Raw genomic sequence first — 16297 nt, forward strand, 5'->3', positions numbered from 1 at the left:
GTCATCAGGGCGTGATCAGAAAATAGCGTCTCATGGCGATAAAAATAATCGCTGCAAATCCGCTTGGGTTGTTCTATCATTTAGAACAATGAACCGTGTGCAACTCTCTCAGCTGGCCGTTCTCGCCGCCGTTGCCGAAGGCCGCAGCTTCCGCAAGGCCGCGGCTGAACTCGCCATTGCGCCCTCCGCCGTCAGCCATGCCGTCTCGTCGCTGGAGGCAAGTCTTGGACTGCGCCTGCTCCATCGTACCACCCGCAGCGTTTCGCCGACAGAGGAGGGCAGGCGGCTTCTCGAAACACTGGGTCCGGCGCTTGCCGATATCGATGCGGTCATCGAGACACTTGCCGAGCATGGCGGCAGACCGGCCGGGCCCCTGCGCATCACCTTGCCGAGGCTGGCCGCCGAGGATCTCATCGTGCCGCGGCTGGGTGAATTCCTGCGGCTCTATCCCGATATCTCACTCGAAATCTCAACGGACGATCGTTTCGAAGATATTGTCGCGAAGGGTTTCGATGCCGGTCTGCGGCTCGGGGAGCACCTGGATGCGGATATGATTGCGGTGAAAGCCAGCGGTGCGTGGCGCGGCGCGATTGTTGGTTCTCCGTCCTATTTTGCGGAAAATCCACCGCCACGCGATCCCAGGGATCTCATTCGGCATCGCTGCATCCGCCGGCGCTTCGCGAGTGGCCTTATCTATCGTTGGGAACTGGAGAAGAATGGCAAGCCGCTGGTGGTCGATGTTCAGGGACCTTTGATCCTGTCGGACCAGAGCCTCATTCGCCGGGCAGCAATTGATGGAGCAGGGCTTGCCTTCGTTTTCGAGCAGCGCGTCGAGGACGATATCAGGCAGGGCAGGCTCATCCGCGTGCTGGAGGACTGGTGTGCGCCCTTTGACGGCTTCTATATCTATTATCCCTCGCGCCGGCAGATGCGCCCGGCGCTGAGGGCTTTCGTGGATTTCTTCCGCTTTCGGGTCTGATCAGAACTTGATGCGATAACGAATATGGCCGTCGCTTTTCACGTAGCTGTCGTAAAGTTTCTGGGCGCGTTGATTGTCCTCGCCAGTGTGCCAGTAAAGCCGTGACCAGCCCTTTTCCTTGCAGATCGCGATAAGATCGTCCATCAGCGCCCGGCCCGTCCCCTTGCCGCGGATTTCGCCATCAACAAACAAATCCTCCAGATAGCAATCGGGCGTCTTCACCCAGGTGGAATCATGGAAGTGATGGATGGCGAAACCGGCCATGCGGTCACCAAGCATGGCCACACGCATGGAAACCCGCGATGTGGGATCAAGAATGCGTGCCCAGGTATGGTCAGTCACGTCACCGGCAAGTTCGACCTCATAAAAAGCGAGGTAATCGTTCCAGAGGCGCAGCCATTCCGCCCGGTCAGCCGGCTGCGCATCACGAATTGTAAGCTCCATCTTATGCGCCCGCCTTGTCGAGAAGGGTCATCATTTCATCGGTCAGCTTCAGGTCGACGGCGCGTTTGAAGCTTTCAAGCTGCGACAGGCTGGTGGCGCTGGCAATCGGCGCGGTTATCGCCTTTTTCCGCAACAGCCACGCCAGCGCGATATCGGCGAGCTTGGCCCCGGTCTGCACCGCCACCGCATCCATCGCCCCCAAAACGGCAAGGCCGCGCGTATTGACGTATTCGCCGACACGATAGCTGCGGGCAACGCCTTCCGTATCGGCCTTGGCACGGTATTTCCCGGTCAGGAAACCGGCTGCAAGGCTGTAATAGTTGATGACGCCGATCTCTTCTTGCACACAAAGATCAGCAAGTGGACCTTCGAAATCCGCGCGATTATAGAGATTATATTCCGGCTGCAGCACGTCGTAACGCGGAAGATTGTTTTTCGCCGCCGTATCCAGCGCCTCCTGAAGCTGGCTGGCGGAATAGTTGGAGCAACCGATGGCGCGGATTTTTCCCTGTTCCTTCAGCTTTGCGAAGGCGGCAAGCGTCTCTTCCAGCGGCACGTCGGCATCCGGCTTGTGGGCGAGATAGAGGTCGATATAGTCGGTCTGCAGCCGCTTCAGCGAAGCATCGACAGCCTCTGTGATCCACTTGGCGCTGAGGCCGGTCTTCTGGCCGCGATTGTCAAAACCGACCTTGGTGACGATCACCGCATCCTCGCGCTTCACGCTCGATTGCTTCAGCCATTTGCCGATAATGGCTTCGGATTCGCCGCCCTCATGCCCGTCCACCCAGGCGGAATAGACATCCGCCGTGTCGATGGCGTTGAACCCGGCGTCGAAAAAAGCGTCGAGCAGGGTAAAGGAAGTCTTCTCATCCGCTGTCCAGCCGAACACGTTGCCGCCGAAAACGATCGGGGCGATGGAGAGGCCGGTGCGGCCGAGGTTTCGTTTTTCCACGGGGAATGCTCCTGTTGCTGACTTGGTGACAAGGTTAGCAACTGCTCATCCGCATAACCATTCAATTCCTTTGATGGCACTCATCAGGCAATGGACGGAAGCTGGCGAGATCAGCTCCGATAGCCGCGATAGTGGCTGGGCGGAAGGTGATTATGCTGTTGCCACACACGCCGCAAATGCCGGGCAGAGGCAAATCCCGCCCGTTCGGCGATGGCCTCCATGTCGAGGCGGCTATTGGCGAGAATGTCTCGGGCCAAATTGACCCGCATCAGATTGACGTAATCGATAACGCTGATGCCGGTATGTTCACGAAACAGGCGCGACAGATGCCTTTCGCTGAGGGCTGCAATATCGGCCAGGCCTTCCAGCGACCAGTCTCGGGCCGGCTCCGCCATCACCGTGTCCTGCACGCGGTGAATGGCGGGGTGCATGTGGTTACGGCCTGTCAGCCAGGGCGAAATTTGCGGATCGCTGCCGTTGCGCCTGAGATAGATAACCATGGTTTTTGCAATGCGCGCCGCGACCGCCGGGGATGTCAGCCGGGAAACCACATGCAGCATCAGGTCTATGCCGGTGGAGATGCCAGCGCTTGAGAAGCGGTTTCCGTCCTCGACGAACAGTCGGTTTTCGGCCACCTGGGACAATGGCGCGATGCGTCGCAGCGCTTCGATGCAATCGGCATGTGTTGTGCAGCTTCGTCCGTCGAAAAGTCCCGCCTCTCCCGCCAGCAATGCACCGGAGCAGATGGAAATGACAATGGTATCGATACGCGCGACACGGCCCAGCCATGCCGTCAATGCCTGCCGCTCCCGCCGCGTTTCCGGCTCGCTCTCGGAACGTGAAGTGCTGCCGGAGATCAAGAGAAACGCATTTTCCGGAAGCGCCGCGGGCAGGGCCTCCAGACCGCAAAGGTCAAGACCGATCGAGGATTGTTGCCTGTCCCTTGCCGCAATGTAGTGGCAGTCGAAAAAAATGTCGCTTTGCTCACCATTGGCATAACGGATCACCTGCAGGGGACCGGCAATATCGAGCAACAGCGCGTGCGGCGGCACAAGCGTATAAAAGGGAATGATGCGTGTGCCGCCTTTGTCCATCAGGCTGCTTCTTTCAGGGTTGTAAGCGCGTCATTCACCGTAGCGATGCGTGCGAAGCGGCCGGCCAGCACCAGCTCGGTGCGTTTGCGGATATCGTCGGCGCTGAATACCGTGCCGGACGCATGTGTCATGGGAAAGGTCAATGTCGCCTCGGTGACGTATTCGACGTTGTAGCCGAGATCGGAAGCGTGCCGCGTCGTCGTTTCGCAGCATTGTTCAGTGCGGATGCCCGAGACGATCAGCCGATTGATGCCTTTCTGCGTCAGCCAGATTTCAAGGCCGGTGCCAGCGAAAGCCGAATGGCGGTTCTTGTGAAAGGTCACGTCGGGTGCGATCTCCACACCCTCAAGCGTGCGGACATAGCCGCTGTCTTTCGAGAAGGCCCTGTCGCCATCGACATGGAAGATTTGCACAACGGGAATTCCCGCGGCCTTGGCGCCGTCAATCAATCCCTGCTGTTTCTCCAGATAGGCAGCAAGTCCGCTTTCCTCGAAATAAGGGGTGTGCCGAAACGATTCCTGAACGTCGATAACGAGCAGCGCGGTGTGAGAAGAGGACATTTCATGTTTCTCCATTGGGTTTATTCATAGCATAATTCCCCCTTATGCATCCCGATAAAAGCAACCAGGCCGACAAAGGCAGGACACATCCGGCCATACTTTCTGGTGATCGGACTTTGCCGGCTTGCCACACGGTGCCGGGGTGGTAAGTTTCCGAAGAAATGGCAGAGTGGGGAGAACGGGAATGCTGCGCTTCGGAATAATCTCAACGGCGAAAATCGCTCAGGATCACGTCATTCCGGCAATACAGGATGCGCAAGACTGTGTGGTCAGCGCTATCGCCAGCCGCGATCGCGCCAAAGCGCGCGCGGTTGCCGAGCGTTTTTCCGTGCCGCATGCCTTCGGTTCCTATGAGGAGATGCTGGCATCGGATGTGATCGATGCGGTCTATATTCCGCTTCCAACCGCGCAGCATGTGGAATGGACAATCAAGGCGGCCGATGCTGGCAAGCATGTGCTGTGCGAAAAGCCGATTGCGCTGGAGGCGCGGGAGATCGATACGCTTATCGCCGCGCGCGACCGCAACGGCGTTGTTGTGTCCGAGGCTTTCATGGTCACCTATGCGCCGGTCTGGGCCAAGGTGAAGGAGTTGCTGGCATCCGGCGCCATCGGCACGCTGAAACATGTTCAGGGCGCTTTCAGCTATTTCAATCGCGATCCCGGCAACATGCGCAATATTCCCGAACTGGGCGGCGGCGCCCTGCCGGATATCGGTGTCTACCCAACCATCGTGACCCGTTTTGCCACCGGCGCGGAGCCGAAGCGCGTGCAGGCCACGGTTGAGCGCGACAGGGAATTCGGCACGGATATCTATTCCAGCGTCAGAGCTGATTTCGGCGGTTTCGAACTGAGCTTTTATCTGTCGACCCAGCTTGCCGCCCGTCAGCTCATGGTCTTTCACGGCACGGATGGTTACATCGAGGTCAAATCCCCTTTCAACGCCAATCGCTGGGGTGCGGAAGAGATCGAGCTGACCAATCAGGCCCATAACCAGTCGCAAGTCTTTCGGTTTCAGGATAGCCGTCAATACAAGCTGGAGGCGGAGGCCTTTGCCCGCGCAGTGAAGGGTGAGGGCGAAGTCGTTACGCTGGAAAGCTCGAGGAAGAACCAGCTTTTTATCGACGCCATATATCGGGCAGCCGAAAAGGACGGTTGGGAACCGGTTTAATCCCGGTCCAACTGTTGTTTTTGCAGCCGTCGGTAGCCATAAAGCGCCAACAGCAATGCCGCGAATGCTGAAAAGGCGAGCGGGATAAGCGGCTGGACCAGCGGGTTGCGCCATTGCAGCAACATAAACAGCCCCACACCGACGACGCGGGCGGTGAGCGTCACAGCATTCACGAGAAAAACGCTCAACGTGGCCGGTGCACCGCCGTTGGCGCGGTTCAACCGCCAGCTCGTTGCAACGCCTGCCGCCGCACCGGGCAATCGGGCGGAAAGCGGATCGACACCGAGATAGAAAATGAGCAGGCAGGTGACGGTAAGGTCAGCGGCCAATCCGCAAATCTCGGTCAATGCGAAGTGCGGAAGTCTCAAGGCCGTTAGCTTTTAAAGCGTCGGCTGCGTGGAGCGCGGGCGTTGCAGCACGAGAAGGCCGATGACGACACCGACGACGCCGAAATTATACCCGGCGAGCGCCAGAAGCAGCGACATCAACGGTACGGCCGTAGAAGAAAGCGCCATTGCTATACCATAAGCGCCGATAATCATCATGCAGATGAAAATGATGCTGAAGACAGAACGCAACGCAACTGCGGTTACGCCAAGCACTGTGGCGGTAAGAAAAATCATGGATGCCGCCTCCTCTTTGGTTGCCGGGCCCGGGACAAGACGTAGCGTCTTCTTCCCTAACGAACCCTTGTTTTCTCCTCCGTTCCCTGTTTTCCTAACTCGTTAGTTGAGGATATGGTTTCATCGCCGTTAAAATCGGGCTGGCGAGCACCGGCATTTCCGAATCGACGGGTTTTGGTTACAAACGGTCATGAGCGATATCTTCTCCCACGCCGCATTGAGCAATCTTGCCGAGTTCTCGGTGTCCGAACTGTCAGGTTCCATCAAGCGCACGGTGGAGACGGCTTTCGAGCAGGTGCGGGTGCGCGGCGAAATTTCCGGCTATCGCGGCCCACATTCTTCCGGCCACGCTTATTTCTCGCTGAAGGACGATCGCGCCCGCATCGATGCGGTGATCTGGAAAGGCACGTTCTCGCGGCTGAAGTTCCGCCCGGAAGAGGGCATGGAAGTGATTGCGACGGGCAAGGTCACCACCTTTCCTGGCTCCTCGAAATACCAGATCGTCATCGAAAGCCTCGAGCCGGCCGGTGCCGGCGCGCTGATGGCACTTCTGGAAGACCGCCGCCGGCGTCTGGCGGCGGAAGGGCTGTTCGATGCGGCCCGCAAGCGCCGCCTGCCGTTCATGCCGCATGTCATTGGTGTCGTTACCTCACCCACGGGTGCCGTCATTCGCGATATTCTTCACCGCATTTCGGATCGCTTTCCGGTCCATGTCGTCGTCTGGCCGGTCAAGGTGCAGGGCGAAGGCTCGGGCGAGGAAGTGGCGAACGCCATTCGCGGTTTTAACGCGCTTAAGCCCGGCGGCGAGATCGCCCGCCCGGATGTGCTGATTGTTGCCCGTGGCGGCGGCAGTCTGGAGGACCTCTGGGGCTTCAACGATGAAATCGTCGTGCGCGCTGCGGCTGAAAGTGAAATTCCGCTGATTTCCGCCGTCGGACACGAGACCGATACGACATTGATCGACTATGCCGCCGATGTGCGTGCGCCGACACCGACAGGCGCCGCCGAAATGGCCGTGCCGGTGCGTGCGGAACTGGAAGCGCAGCTTTCCGGCCTTGCCGCGCGTCTTTCCGGCTCGGTATCGCGACAGATGGACAATCGCCGCCAGGGCGTGCGGGCGCTGGTGCGGGCGCTGCCGTCGCTAGACCAGCTTCTGGCCCTGCCGCGCCGCCGTTTCGACGAGGCCGCAAGCGGTCTCGGTCGTGGGCTTGAAATGACCACGCTGAATAAGCGTCGCGCCTTTGAGCGCTCCGCTTCGGGGCTTCGGCCGGAAACCCTTCTCAACGGTCTCAAACACCACAGGCAGCGGATCACCGAGCGCATGCACCGGGCCGAGACTTTGGTGGAACGTCGGCTCCTGCAGGGCAAAGGCCGCGTCGATGCCTTCGATTCCGCGCTGCGTTCGCTGCCCGCCCGCCTGCTTGGCCAGCTGGAGCGGCAGAAGGAACGCGTCGTCACCGCCGCGCGCCGGGCCGATACCGCCGTCCTGCATCGGATGGCGCAGAACCGCTCGGGCCTTGCCGCCCACAATCGTATCCTGCAATCGCTCTCTTATAAGAACGTGCTGAACCGCGGTTATGCCGTGATCCGTGATGAAGAGAACCGGCCGCTGACCCGTGCCGCCGCCATTGCCTCCGGCGCTGTCGTGTCGATGGAATTTGCCGACGGTCGTGTCTCCGCCATCACGACGGGAGAGGGGACGCCGTCTCCGGATGCCGCCGCGGCACAAAAAAAGAAGCCGGCAAAACCGGCTTCTTCAGGCCCGGGCAATCAGGGCAGTCTGTTTTGATCAGATCGACGCCGCATCCGAAACACGGCGGCTGACGGTGAAGGTCTTTTCGATGTCGGGATGCAGTTCCATGCCAAGGCCGGCGCCCGGCGGCACGGTGATCATGCCGTTTTTCACTTCCGGCAAGGCGGTGACGAGATCGCGATACCAGGTCTTGTAGAAGGCGCGCACGCTTTCCTGCACCAGCGCATTCGGCGCGTTGAGCGACAGGTGCGTGGAGGCGCAGAGCACAACCGGGCCGGTGCAATCATGCGGGGCGACCGGCAGATGCCAGGCTTCCGCCATCGAAGCGATCTTGCGCGCCTCCGAAAGTCCGCCGCACCAGCTGATATCAAGCATCACCACGCCGGCCGCACCCGTTTCCAGAAGATCGCGGAAAGCCCAGCGGGAACCCAGCGTTTCCGATGCGGAGATGGGTGCTGGCGAAACGGCGGCATACCGCGTCAGGCTGGAAAGGCTATCCATCTTGATCGGGTCTTCGTGCCAGAAGGTCTGGTAGGGCGTCAGCGCCTTGGCGATCTGCATGGCGGGCAGAAGCTGCCACATGGAGTGAAACTCCACCATGATATCCATCTTGTCGCCCACCGCCTTGCGGATTTTCTCGAACGGCTCGAGCGCGCTTTTCAGGTCCGGCATTGAGATATATTGCCCGCGCGTCTTTTCCGCCGCCGCATCGAAAGGCCAGATCTTCATGGCCGTGATGCCGTCTTCCAAAAGCGAATGGGCAAGCTCGTCCGCCCGGTGCAGGAAGCCGTTCAGGTCGTCGTAATCCTTGCCGCCGGAGAGGCCATAATTGGCAGTCTGCTGGCCGGTTGCCTTCTTGATGTATTCAGTGCCCGCGCAGGTATTGTAGGTGCGGATTTCCTTGCGGCTGAAACCGCCGAGCAACTGGGCAATCGGCTGGTTCGTGGCCTTGCCGAAAATATCCCACAGCGCGATATCGAAGGCCGAATTGCCGCGCACTTCCGCGCCCGACGAGCGGAAACCCAGATAACCGACGAGATCCTGTGCCAGAAGGTCGATCTGCAGCGGATCGCGGCCGATCACCCGTGGCGCGATATATTCATGCACATAGGTTTCCACCGTCTCGGCGCCATAGAAGGTTTCACCAAGCCCGGTAATGCCCTCATCCGTATGGACCAGAACCCAAAGCAGGTTTGCCCGTTCCGCCACGCGGACGGTCTCAAGTTTCGTGATTTTCATGAAGTGTCTCCTCCAGAGGCAGGTGGTGTTCCGTCTGGAACTGCGTTGAAAAAAATCAGGCGATGCCGGCGGCCAGAAGCGCGTGCACGCTTTCATCGAAATGCCGCGCCATCAGCGTTGAAGCCGTTTGTGGGTCGCCCGCAGCAATGGCCTGTCCGATGGCGACGTGAAGCTCGCCTGCCGCATGGCGTTGGGCGTCGGATGTGCGGCTCTTCCAGCCGATCGGCCAGGTCTGGCGCGTCACATTCTGAAAGGCGCCGAGAATGAGCTCGAAAACCGGGTTCTTGGAGGCTCTGGCAACGGCAAGGTGAAAGGCAAGGTCGTGTTCCATGACCTTGTCATTGTCGCCGAAATCCCGCTCCATATTGTTGGCATGGTCGAGAATGGTAAGTGCTTCCGCGTCCGTGCGCCTGAGCGCCGCCAGCGTCACGGTTCTGACCTCGATGGTGCGGCGTACGTCGTAAATCTGCTGGATGTTGATCTGTTCGGTATGAATGCCATGTTCGAACATCAGCGACATCGCACCGTGATCCAGCGTCGCCACCGTGGCGCGCTTGCCGGCGCTGACATCGATCAGCCGCATGGCCGAAAGGGACCGGAAAGCCTCGCGAACAACCGTGCGTGAGACGCCTAGCTGCTGGGAGAGCGAAAGTTCGCTCGGCAGTTTCGCGCCGGGGGCCAGTTCGTTTTCGCGGATATGGCGGGTGATCGCGCCGATCGTGCTGCTGACGAGACCGGTTTCATGGGAGATGGCGTTATACATTTTTCCTCCAACCTGTAGTACAGGTTTATGGAAAATTGCTTACAGGAATTTTTACGCCGAAACAAGCGTTCATCGCTGGTTGACTGGATGTTTGTCTGATCCACGAACCTACTGCTCGAAATCCTGCAAAAACCTCTTCAGCAGCCCGTTCAGCGCCGCACGCTCCTCTTCGCTGAGATGAGCGACCAGACGATGCTGGTTTTCGACATGCGCGCCGACTGCATCCTCGACAATGGCGAGTCCACGCTCCGTCAGCGATATCAACACGCTACGCCGGTCCTGCGGGTTGTGAATGCGCTCCACCAGCCCGACCTTTTCCAGCTGGTCGATCCTGTTGGTCATGGTGCCCGAACTCACCATGGTCATCGCCAGCAGATCGCCGGGGGAAAGCCGGTAGGGCGGGCCGGCACGCCGCAATGTCGCCAGCACATCGAAAGCGGAGGAGGAGAGTCCGTGTTTCAAAAGCACGGCCTCAACCTCGCGGCCGAGATGCGTACTGAGCCGGTGCAGGCGCCCAAGCAGGCCCATCGGGCCGACATCGAGATCGGGCCGCTCCTTGCGCCATTGCGCCAGAATATGATCGACGTGGTCCAGCGGTTCTTTGCTCATCACCAAGGCATAACAATTGATATCTTGACGTCAAGATAAAATCGACTAAAGTGAATTTATCTTGATGTAGAGATTCTTGAAATGAAGAAAAATTCGACCTATGCCGCTGACGTGCTGGTGACAGCACTTGCCCCCGCCATCTGGGGAACCACTTATTTCGTCACCACGGAATTCTTGCCGCAGGGCTACCCTCTTCATGTCGCCATGCTGCGCGCTTTGCCGGCGGGCATCCTGCTGCTGCTGTTCGTCCGGAAGTTGCCGGAAGGCATTTGGTGGCCGCGCAGCTTCATTCTTGGCGCGCTGAATTTTTCGTTTTTCTGGGCGATGCTTTTTGTGTCGGCTTATCGGCTGCCGGGCGGTGTGGCGGCAACGGTGGGCGCGGTGCAACCCCTCATCGTCATTGGCCTTTCCCGGCTGTTTCTGGCAGCGCCCGTCAGGCCTCTTGCCATCGCCGCCGGCCTGTTAGGTATCGCAGGCGTCGCACTTCTTGTGCTGACGCCCGGAGCGGCGCTGGATGGTATCGGCGTTGCCGCAGGTCTTGCCGGTGCCGTCTCCATGGCTTTCGGAACGGTGCTGACCCGCAAATGGCGACCACCGGTCTCCAACCTCACCTTCACCGCTTGGCAATTGACCGCGGGCGGTATTCTGCTCCTGCCGGTTGCCTTTGTTCTGGAGCCGGCCTTGCCAGCGCCGACCGCCGCCAATATTCTCGGCATGGCCTATCTCGGCCTCATCGGCGCGGCGCTGACCTATCTTCTGTGGTTTCGCGGGCTTGCCCGCATCGAGCCCTCGGCTGCGGCATCGCTCGGTTTTCTAAGCCCTGTCGTCGCAACTCTTCTGGGCTGGCTGGCGCTCGGCCAAAGCCTCACGCCAACACAGATTGCCGGGTTTGTCGCGGTGCTTTTCAGCATCTGGCTCAGTCAGCGCAGTCAGTTGCCGAAGTAAGCGTCCTCAGGCCCATTCGCCCTTGCGCATGACCGGAACCGTGGAGCCATCCGGCTTCACGCCATCAATATCCACCTTGTCGGAACCGATCATCCAGTCGATATGGATGAGGCTGGAATTGCCACCCTGAGCCTTGATCTGCTCCTGCGACAGCGAAGCACCGTCAAGGAAACATTTCGAATAACATTGGCCAAGCGCGATGTGGCACGAGGCGTTTTCGTCAAACAGCGTGTTGTAGAACAGGATACCGCTTGCGGATATCGGTGAGGAATGCGGCACCAGCGCCACTTCGCCGAGACGCCGTGCGCCCTCGTCGGTATCGAGCACCTTGTTCAGCACAGCTTCGCCCTTCGAAGCCTTGGCTTCGACGATACGGCCACCCTGGAATTTCACCCTTATATCGTCGATCAACGTTCCCTGATGCGACAGGGGCTTGGTGCTGGAAACGTAACCATCCACACGTAGCGCATGCGGCGTGGTGAATACTTCTTCCGTCGGAATATTCGGGTTGCAGGTCACGCCGTTCTTGGCGGTGGAAGCGCCGCCATGCCATTCATGGCCGTCTGCCAGCCCGATCGTCACGTCCGTGCCGGGGCCGGTGAAATGCAGCGATGCGAAGCGCTCGCCGTTCAGCCACGCGGAGCGCTTGGCAAGATTGGCATTGTGCTGCGCCCATGCCGCCACCGGATCGGCAAGATCAACCCGCGAGGCGGCGAAGATGGCGTCTGCGAGCTTTCGGACGGCTTCGTCCTCGGCAATATCCGGGAAGACCTGCTTTGCCCAGGATGGGTTCGGATAGGAAATGATGTTCCAGTTGATGTCGAAATTGGAAATCTTCTCCAGCGCCGGCTTGTAGGCGGTAGAGTTGGCCTTGTTGGCCCGCGCCACCTTGGCAGGGTCCTGCTCTGCCAGCAGCATGGGGTTGTCGCCGGCAATCGCCAACCGCGCCGCGCCGTTGGCATAGGCCTTTGCCATGCCTTCATAGAGCCAGCCGGAAGCCCGGTCGAAATTCGCGTCGCTGGCGTGGCGATAGCGGGAAAGCGTGGTCTCCTCATCGGAATAGAAGGTGGTGACCAGCCCGCCGCCGGCCATATAGGCGTGTTTGGTCAAAAGCCGCACCAGCGGCAGCGCCGCCAGCGGCGCAGTGATCACCAGATCCTGATCCTTCTGCAATTGCAGGCCGACTTTTACGGCGACTTCGGCCAGTTTTTCGAGTTTGACGGGATCGATGGGAGAAACGGTCATGATCTGCCTTCGTATATTTCAATCGGAGGCGCCGACCATAGCCCATTCCTTTCGAAAGCCAAATGCTTTCAAAAGCGTTGGGAGAAGCGTCAGTCCGCCACCAGCGGAGCGATGATGGCCTTCAGTGCCGCCTGTGCATCTTGGGGCGAAAGTCTCACCTGCAACCCTCTTTGCCCGCCATTCATGTAAACATGCGCATGCGCCATGGCTTCAGCCTCCATGGCTGTTGGCACCTGTTTCTTCTGCCCGAACGGACTGATGCCGCCGACATGGTAACCCGTGGTCCGCTCCGCATCGGCAGGCTTCATCATGCTGGCGGATTTGCCTCCGAATGCGGCAGCGAGTTTCTTCATGCTCACCTCACGGTCGGAAGGGACGATGACGCAGACCGGTTTGCCGTCAAGTTCCGCCATCAGCGTTTTCAGCACCAGATGTGGCGCCTCGCCGATCGCTTCGGCCGCCTGCAGGCCGATGCGGTCGGCATTCGGGTCGTAGTCATAGGTGACGGTGGTGAAGGCAATACCGGCCTTGCTCAGCATCTGGGTGGCGCGGGTCGTTTTGGACATGGCGGCTGCGTTCAGGCAAGGAGGGTCTGATAGATTTCCGGTTTGAAACCGACGGTTATCTTGCCTTTGGCCTCGAGTACCGGACGCTTGATCATCGAGGGTTGATCCAGCATCAATCCGATGGCCTTCTCACGGCTAAGATCGGCCTTTTGGTCATCATCCAGTTTCTTGAAGGTCGTGCCGGCGCGGTTAAGAACCGTTTCCCAGCCGGCGGCATCGCACCATGTCTCCAGATGGGCGCGGTCAATGCCGACCGCCTTGTAGTCATGAAAAGAATAGTCGATGCCGTTGGTTTCCAGCCAGCTTCTGGCCTTCTTCATCGTGTCGCAGTTCTTGATGCCGTAAATGGTGATCGTCATGCTGCCAGCCTCTTTGTCTTCAGCCTTCCGGCATAACAAAATATCCGGCTTATTCAACCCGCTGCCCGAGGTGCCCTGCAGGCTTTTCGGAGCGTGATGTCTGAGCCATGCGAAATCGCCATAGCTGATATCCAAACGAGCGCGAGCAAAGCTGCATGGCTTCCTTGCTACATCATGAGTTGTAGAAGGGGCCGAAAATACCCATTATCTGGGCATCAAAGATGGAGAGAAAAATGCGTCAGGTTGCAAAGACATCGCGTAACTTCTTCGGTGAAACTTTCGCCGTTCTCGGTGCAGCGCTCTCGGTTTCGGCCGCTGTTCGCGCACATCGCAAGCCCGCCCGTGCCGATCTCGAAGCCCTCGGCATCGACGGTAAGGCTTTCGACAAGGTACAGCTCTAAGCTGGTTGTCATTCGTAGCGAGGCGGCATCGCCTCGCTTGCGCTCGGGTCGAAATCCATATCGGTTTTGACGGACGAGCTGGACGCGCGGGTATGGCTCGAGAAGCGTTCCGTATTCACGCAGGAAGGTCCCACATAGTTCTCGAACGGCAGTTGTGGGATAAATTGTCAGCGCTGGATTGCTGCGTTGCTTCGAGCGCAGGTCATCGCACCGCTGCACTCTGTTTCGGCCGCTTCGACGGGCCGATCACTTTTTCCGACAAATATAACTGGCTCTCAGGCCGCTCATAACGATCCGCTTTCGCTGAAAGCGCAAAGCGTGCCAGAGATTCGTGCCGTGTTTCGCCATTATGGCTGAAGACAAGCTCGAAATTACCCGCCAGCCAGCTATAGGGTTTACCAGCGGGCATAGGCTCAATCTTCCCACAGCCATAGATCATGGTGAGATGCGGCGTAAAAGACGATGCCGTAATAAAGGGAAGGTTTGCCCGCCAAAGGGTACGTTGCAATATCTTCACCAGAGCCTTTATCTCCGGCATTTCGCGGCTGCTTCTCATAACCAGACTATTGCGATTGCCGAAAAGCGACGTTTCTTCGAAAGTGATAGGAACAGGCCGCGCCTCAATTTCCCCCAGCGCCGCCTTTAGCCTGTTTATCAGCCCGCGAGGCGCAGTCTCGAAACATCCGATACAGAGCAGGGTTATGTGCAGAAGCTCCGCTGGATAGGCCGCTCGTTTTGTCCGTCCTTCCGCATGGCGCGCTGCATCGGCAAAGATCCTATCGGCCAGGGCTGCCGGTGGTTTCAACAACAAGAGAAGCTTGCTGCGAAATCGCGGATTGAGACGCTGTATTTTTTGCGGCTCCAGCCCTTCGAAGAAAAGCTGCTGTAAACCTCCCTTATCCGTCAACTCGAAACCCATGACGACGCTCCACAGCCTTTACCAAGGCTGCGATATTATCATCGCCAGAAGAAATTAAAAGAACAAAAGTAGAACGTATTGGCCGTTTCAAGCCTACCAGATGCCGGGGATTAGCCGGTATCGCCTTTCGCGGACATAGTCAGCATAGCCAGGCAATTCCGCCTGCAACAAACGATCTTCCAGACCCGTACGCATGATCAGTAGGGCGATGGCCAGGGTGGCGGGCAGCAGGGCCATCCAAGACGCCAAAGCAAGCGGTACGCCGGCGAACATGGCGATTGCCGCCGTATAACCGGGGTGGCGCACGATGCCATAAGGCCCCGATGTAATCACGTGTTGTCCGCGCTCGGTCTGAATGCGGACGCCCGGCTCGAGGAACGGATTGACAGCCTGAGCCCAGGCCGCGACGGCGATGCCGCCGATGAGCAGGACATAACCGACCGGGATGACCCAGAGCGGCACAGCAGACCACTCCATCCGGCCGGCATCTAATGTCGCAACCGGAATTTCAGCGGCAAAAGCCAGAAGTATCGCGGTGACGAGGATCAGATCCCATCTTTTTGTGCCGGGCTGAAACCGGCTGCGGGCGCGAAAAATGATCGGGTTCACACGCGCGAGTACCAGCGCGGAAAAGCTGAAGGCTACCACGAGGACTGCGATGAATATCCAGCCGGGAGGCCAATCTATGCGGCCAGCTGGTAGAAAGACCAGTGCGATCAGGCCAAGGGGCAGGCCGAATGCGTAGAGGATCGCGACGGTACGCGACATGGGTGGCGGATCAGTATCGGAGACCATTGATGTGCTCCTCTTAATAGTTCCCGCAGGCGGAACTAGGCCCGTCCCCAGTCGGGCTGCATTTTGCCAACCCAAGGTGTTGCCGGACGGGTCGTGCCCTGCGAGAGACAGTCGAAATCCTGGCAAAAACCGGCAAAAAGTCAAATATGCGAGGTGATCTGGTCGGGGTGGACTCACGAGTTGACATTCTACCTACTAGTAGGTAGGTAGAATGTATGAAAAATCCACAGACCAGAGCCGATGATATTCTTCGCTGTGCACGCACCCTCATTATAAGGGGCGGCTATAACAGTTTCAGCTACGCCGATATTTCCAATGTAGTCGGCATTCGCAATGCCAGCATTCACCACCATTTTCCAAGCAAGTCAGATCTGGTCTGTAAACTGGTCGAGCAGTACAGGCAGGAAGCTGAAGCCGGGATCGCCGAGCTGGAGCGAAACATCTCTGATCCGCTCGAACAGCTTCGCGCTTACGTCGGTTATTGGGCGGGCTGCATCGCTGACGCGACCCATCCCTTCTGCGTCTGCGCCCTGCTCGCCACTGAAATACCGGTCCTTCCCGAATCTGTCGTTCTCGAAGTGCGTGCGCATTTTCAAAGCCTGTCGGATTGGCTCACCGCCGTGCTGGAGCGCGGCGCTGCCAAAGGTCGCCTTGTGCTGACCGGAACAGCGCGAGCCAATGCCGAAATGTTCATGGCCACCGTGCATGGCGCAATGCTCTCAGCCCGCGCCCACGGTGATGCCGCAACCTTTGGCGCAATAACCCGCCCCATGCTGGAGCGCATCACCGCTTGAAAACGAAGCGTCGCCAGGGAGGTGAATGCATGACCGGAGCGATATCCGACCCGGTAAACAGACAGCATTACACTTCAAGATCAGTCGTC

20 protein-coding genes are annotated in these 16297 nt (G+C 58.8%); 6 read left to right on the plus strand and 14 right to left on the minus strand.

Going from position 1 to position 16297, the window contains the following annotated elements; all coding sequences use genetic code 11:
* Window positions 1-88: 88 nt before the first annotated feature.
* Window positions 89-979, plus strand: a complete 891-nt coding sequence (locus tag CFBP6623_RS14910; protein WP_046799241.1) for a LysR family transcriptional regulator — start codon at window positions 89-91, stop codon at window positions 977-979.
* On the opposite strand, the gene CFBP6623_RS14915 is transcribed toward CFBP6623_RS14910, so the two are convergent.
* The 4 genes from CFBP6623_RS14915 to CFBP6623_RS14930 form a co-directional block, all read right to left on the minus strand.
* A complete protein-coding gene (locus CFBP6623_RS14915; RefSeq protein WP_046799242.1) occupies window positions 980-1423 on the minus strand; it encodes a GNAT family N-acetyltransferase in 444 nt (147 codons plus the stop codon).
* 1 nt (window position 1424) lies between these two features.
* Window positions 1425-2375: an aldo/keto reductase gene (locus CFBP6623_RS14920; protein WP_046799243.1), complete on the minus strand. Its 951-nt coding sequence runs from the start codon at window positions 2373-2375 to the stop codon at window positions 1425-1427.
* Between the two features lie 110 nt (window positions 2376-2485).
* Window positions 2486-3469, minus strand: coding sequence for a GlxA family transcriptional regulator (locus tag CFBP6623_RS14925; RefSeq protein ID WP_046799244.1), 984 nt, complete (start codon window positions 3467-3469; stop codon window positions 2486-2488).
* On the minus strand, window positions 3469-4029 hold the full coding sequence (locus CFBP6623_RS14930) for an isochorismatase family protein (protein ID WP_046799439.1): 561 nt from the start codon (window positions 4027-4029) through the stop codon (window positions 3469-3471). Before CFBP6623_RS14930 ends, CFBP6623_RS14925 begins: the two co-directional genes overlap by 1 nt.
* Before the next feature lie 184 nt (window positions 4030-4213).
* Between CFBP6623_RS14930 and CFBP6623_RS14935 the strand changes: the two genes are divergently transcribed.
* Window positions 4214-5197, plus strand: coding sequence for a Gfo/Idh/MocA family protein (locus tag CFBP6623_RS14935; protein ID WP_046799245.1), 984 nt, complete (start codon window positions 4214-4216; stop codon window positions 5195-5197).
* Here CFBP6623_RS14935 and CFBP6623_RS14940 read toward each other — a convergent pair.
* On the minus strand, window positions 5194-5565 hold the full coding sequence (locus CFBP6623_RS14940) for a hypothetical protein (protein WP_046799246.1): 372 nt from the start codon (window positions 5563-5565) through the stop codon (window positions 5194-5196). The two genes, CFBP6623_RS14935 and CFBP6623_RS14940, sit on opposite strands and share 4 nt — an antisense overlap.
* A gap of 12 nt (window positions 5566-5577) precedes the next feature.
* Window positions 5578-5820: a hypothetical protein gene (locus CFBP6623_RS14945; protein WP_046799247.1), complete on the minus strand. Its 243-nt coding sequence runs from the start codon at window positions 5818-5820 to the stop codon at window positions 5578-5580.
* 190 nt (window positions 5821-6010) lie between these two features.
* Between CFBP6623_RS14945 and xseA the strand changes: the two genes are divergently transcribed.
* Window positions 6011-7609 carry an exodeoxyribonuclease VII large subunit gene (gene xseA, locus CFBP6623_RS14950; RefSeq protein ID WP_046799248.1) on the plus strand — a complete coding sequence of 533 codons (1599 nt, stop codon included), beginning with the start codon at window positions 6011-6013 and terminating at the stop codon, window positions 7607-7609.
* Here xseA and CFBP6623_RS14955 read toward each other — a convergent pair whose 3' ends face one another.
* The 3 genes from CFBP6623_RS14955 to CFBP6623_RS14965 form a co-directional block, all read right to left on the minus strand.
* A complete protein-coding gene (locus CFBP6623_RS14955; protein WP_046799249.1) occupies window positions 7610-8812 on the minus strand; it encodes a mandelate racemase/muconate lactonizing enzyme family protein in 1203 nt (400 codons plus the stop codon).
* 55 nt (window positions 8813-8867) lie between these two features.
* On the minus strand, window positions 8868-9575 hold the full coding sequence (locus tag CFBP6623_RS14960) for a FadR/GntR family transcriptional regulator (RefSeq protein WP_035219349.1): 708 nt from the start codon (window positions 9573-9575) through the stop codon (window positions 8868-8870).
* A gap of 108 nt (window positions 9576-9683) precedes the next feature.
* Window positions 9684-10184, minus strand: coding sequence for a MarR family winged helix-turn-helix transcriptional regulator (locus CFBP6623_RS14965; protein WP_046799250.1), 501 nt, complete (start codon window positions 10182-10184; stop codon window positions 9684-9686).
* An 81-nt stretch (window positions 10185-10265) separates the two neighbouring features.
* On the opposite strand from CFBP6623_RS14965, the gene CFBP6623_RS14970 reads away from it, so the two are divergent.
* On the plus strand, window positions 10266-11129 hold the full coding sequence (locus CFBP6623_RS14970; RefSeq protein ID WP_046799251.1) for an EamA family transporter: 864 nt from the start codon (window positions 10266-10268) through the stop codon (window positions 11127-11129).
* Between the two features lie 6 nt (window positions 11130-11135).
* Here CFBP6623_RS14970 and CFBP6623_RS14975 read toward each other — a convergent pair whose 3' ends face one another.
* From CFBP6623_RS14975 to CFBP6623_RS14985, 3 genes are all read right to left on the minus strand, one after another.
* On the minus strand, window positions 11136-12374 hold the full coding sequence (locus tag CFBP6623_RS14975; protein WP_080842389.1) for an aminopeptidase: 1239 nt from the start codon (window positions 12372-12374) through the stop codon (window positions 11136-11138).
* Window positions 12375-12463: 89 nt separating this feature from the next.
* Window positions 12464-12940, minus strand: a complete 477-nt coding sequence (ybaK, locus tag CFBP6623_RS14980) for a Cys-tRNA(Pro) deacylase (protein WP_046799253.1) — start codon at window positions 12938-12940, stop codon at window positions 12464-12466.
* Window positions 12941-12951: 11 nt separating this feature from the next.
* Complete coding sequence (locus CFBP6623_RS14985) at window positions 12952-13299, minus strand: ArsC family reductase (RefSeq protein ID WP_046799440.1); 348 nt, start codon at window positions 13297-13299, stop codon at window positions 12952-12954.
* Window positions 13300-13532: 233 nt separating this feature from the next.
* On the opposite strand from CFBP6623_RS14985, the gene CFBP6623_RS26840 reads away from it, so the two are divergent.
* A complete protein-coding gene (locus CFBP6623_RS26840) occupies window positions 13533-13700 on the plus strand; it encodes a hypothetical protein (protein WP_003503889.1) in 168 nt (55 codons plus the stop codon).
* Window positions 13701-13902: 202 nt separating this feature from the next.
* Here CFBP6623_RS26840 and CFBP6623_RS14995 read toward each other — a convergent pair whose 3' ends face one another.
* Both CFBP6623_RS14995 and CFBP6623_RS15000 read right to left on the minus strand, forming a co-directional pair.
* Window positions 13903-14619, minus strand: a complete 717-nt coding sequence (locus tag CFBP6623_RS14995) for a 2'-5' RNA ligase family protein (RefSeq protein ID WP_046799254.1) — start codon at window positions 14617-14619, stop codon at window positions 13903-13905.
* A gap of 93 nt (window positions 14620-14712) precedes the next feature.
* Entirely contained in the window at window positions 14713-15414 is a 702-nt protein-coding gene (locus CFBP6623_RS15000) for a methyltransferase family protein (protein WP_170979839.1), read from the minus strand.
* Between the two features lie 215 nt (window positions 15415-15629).
* On the opposite strand from CFBP6623_RS15000, the gene CFBP6623_RS15005 reads away from it, so the two are divergent.
* Window positions 15630-16208: a TetR/AcrR family transcriptional regulator gene (locus CFBP6623_RS15005; protein ID WP_046799255.1), complete on the plus strand. Its 579-nt coding sequence runs from the start codon at window positions 15630-15632 to the stop codon at window positions 16206-16208.
* Window positions 16209-16297 lie beyond the last annotated feature (89 nt).

Origin of the sequence: Agrobacterium tumefaciens (genome assembly GCF_005221385.1) — a bacterium.
Lineage (GTDB): Bacteria > Pseudomonadota > Alphaproteobacteria > Rhizobiales > Rhizobiaceae > Agrobacterium > Agrobacterium tomkonis.

What these genes read in the sequence shown, in the direction of transcription:
- CFBP6623_RS14925 (WP_046799244.1), bottom strand. Translation starts at nt 3,469, where the DNA reads ATGGACAAAGGCGGCACACGCATCATTCCCTTTTATACGCTTGTGCCG.
- CFBP6623_RS14985 (WP_046799440.1), bottom strand. Translation starts at nt 13,299, where the DNA reads ATGACGATCACCATTTACGGCATCAAGAACTGCGACACGATGAAGAAG.
- CFBP6623_RS14955 (WP_046799249.1), bottom strand. Translation starts at nt 8,812, where the DNA reads ATGAAAATCACGAAACTTGAGACCGTCCGCGTGGCGGAACGGGCAAAC.
- CFBP6623_RS14945 (WP_046799247.1), bottom strand. Translation starts at nt 5,820, where the DNA reads ATGATTTTTCTTACCGCCACAGTGCTTGGCGTAACCGCAGTTGCGTTG.
- CFBP6623_RS14995 (WP_046799254.1), bottom strand. Translation starts at nt 14,619, where the DNA reads ATGGGTTTCGAGTTGACGGATAAGGGAGGTTTACAGCAGCTTTTCTTC.
- CFBP6623_RS14960 (WP_035219349.1), bottom strand. Translation starts at nt 9,575, where the DNA reads ATGTATAACGCCATCTCCCATGAAACCGGTCTCGTCAGCAGCACGATC.
- CFBP6623_RS14915 (WP_046799242.1), bottom strand. Translation starts at nt 1,423, where the DNA reads ATGGAGCTTACAATTCGTGATGCGCAGCCGGCTGACCGGGCGGAATGG.
- CFBP6623_RS14970 (WP_046799251.1), top strand. Translation starts at nt 10,266, where the DNA reads ATGAAGAAAAATTCGACCTATGCCGCTGACGTGCTGGTGACAGCACTT.
- CFBP6623_RS14930 (WP_046799439.1), bottom strand. Translation starts at nt 4,029, where the DNA reads ATGTCCTCTTCTCACACCGCGCTGCTCGTTATCGACGTTCAGGAATCG.
- CFBP6623_RS26840 (WP_003503889.1), top strand. Translation starts at nt 13,533, where the DNA reads ATGCGTCAGGTTGCAAAGACATCGCGTAACTTCTTCGGTGAAACTTTC.
- CFBP6623_RS14935 (WP_046799245.1), top strand. Translation starts at nt 4,214, where the DNA reads ATGCTGCGCTTCGGAATAATCTCAACGGCGAAAATCGCTCAGGATCAC.
- CFBP6623_RS14975 (WP_080842389.1), bottom strand. Translation starts at nt 12,374, where the DNA reads ATGACCGTTTCTCCCATCGATCCCGTCAAACTCGAAAAACTGGCCGAA.
- ybaK (WP_046799253.1), bottom strand. Translation starts at nt 12,940, where the DNA reads ATGTCCAAAACGACCCGCGCCACCCAGATGCTGAGCAAGGCCGGTATT.
- CFBP6623_RS14965 (WP_046799250.1), bottom strand. Translation starts at nt 10,184, where the DNA reads ATGAGCAAAGAACCGCTGGACCACGTCGATCATATTCTGGCGCAATGG.
- CFBP6623_RS15000 (WP_170979839.1), bottom strand. Translation starts at nt 15,414, where the DNA reads ATGGTCTCCGATACTGATCCGCCACCCATGTCGCGTACCGTCGCGATC.
- CFBP6623_RS15005 (WP_046799255.1), top strand. Translation starts at nt 15,630, where the DNA reads ATGAAAAATCCACAGACCAGAGCCGATGATATTCTTCGCTGTGCACGC.
- xseA (WP_046799248.1), top strand. Translation starts at nt 6,011, where the DNA reads ATGAGCGATATCTTCTCCCACGCCGCATTGAGCAATCTTGCCGAGTTC.
- CFBP6623_RS14910 (WP_046799241.1), top strand. Translation starts at nt 89, where the DNA reads ATGAACCGTGTGCAACTCTCTCAGCTGGCCGTTCTCGCCGCCGTTGCC.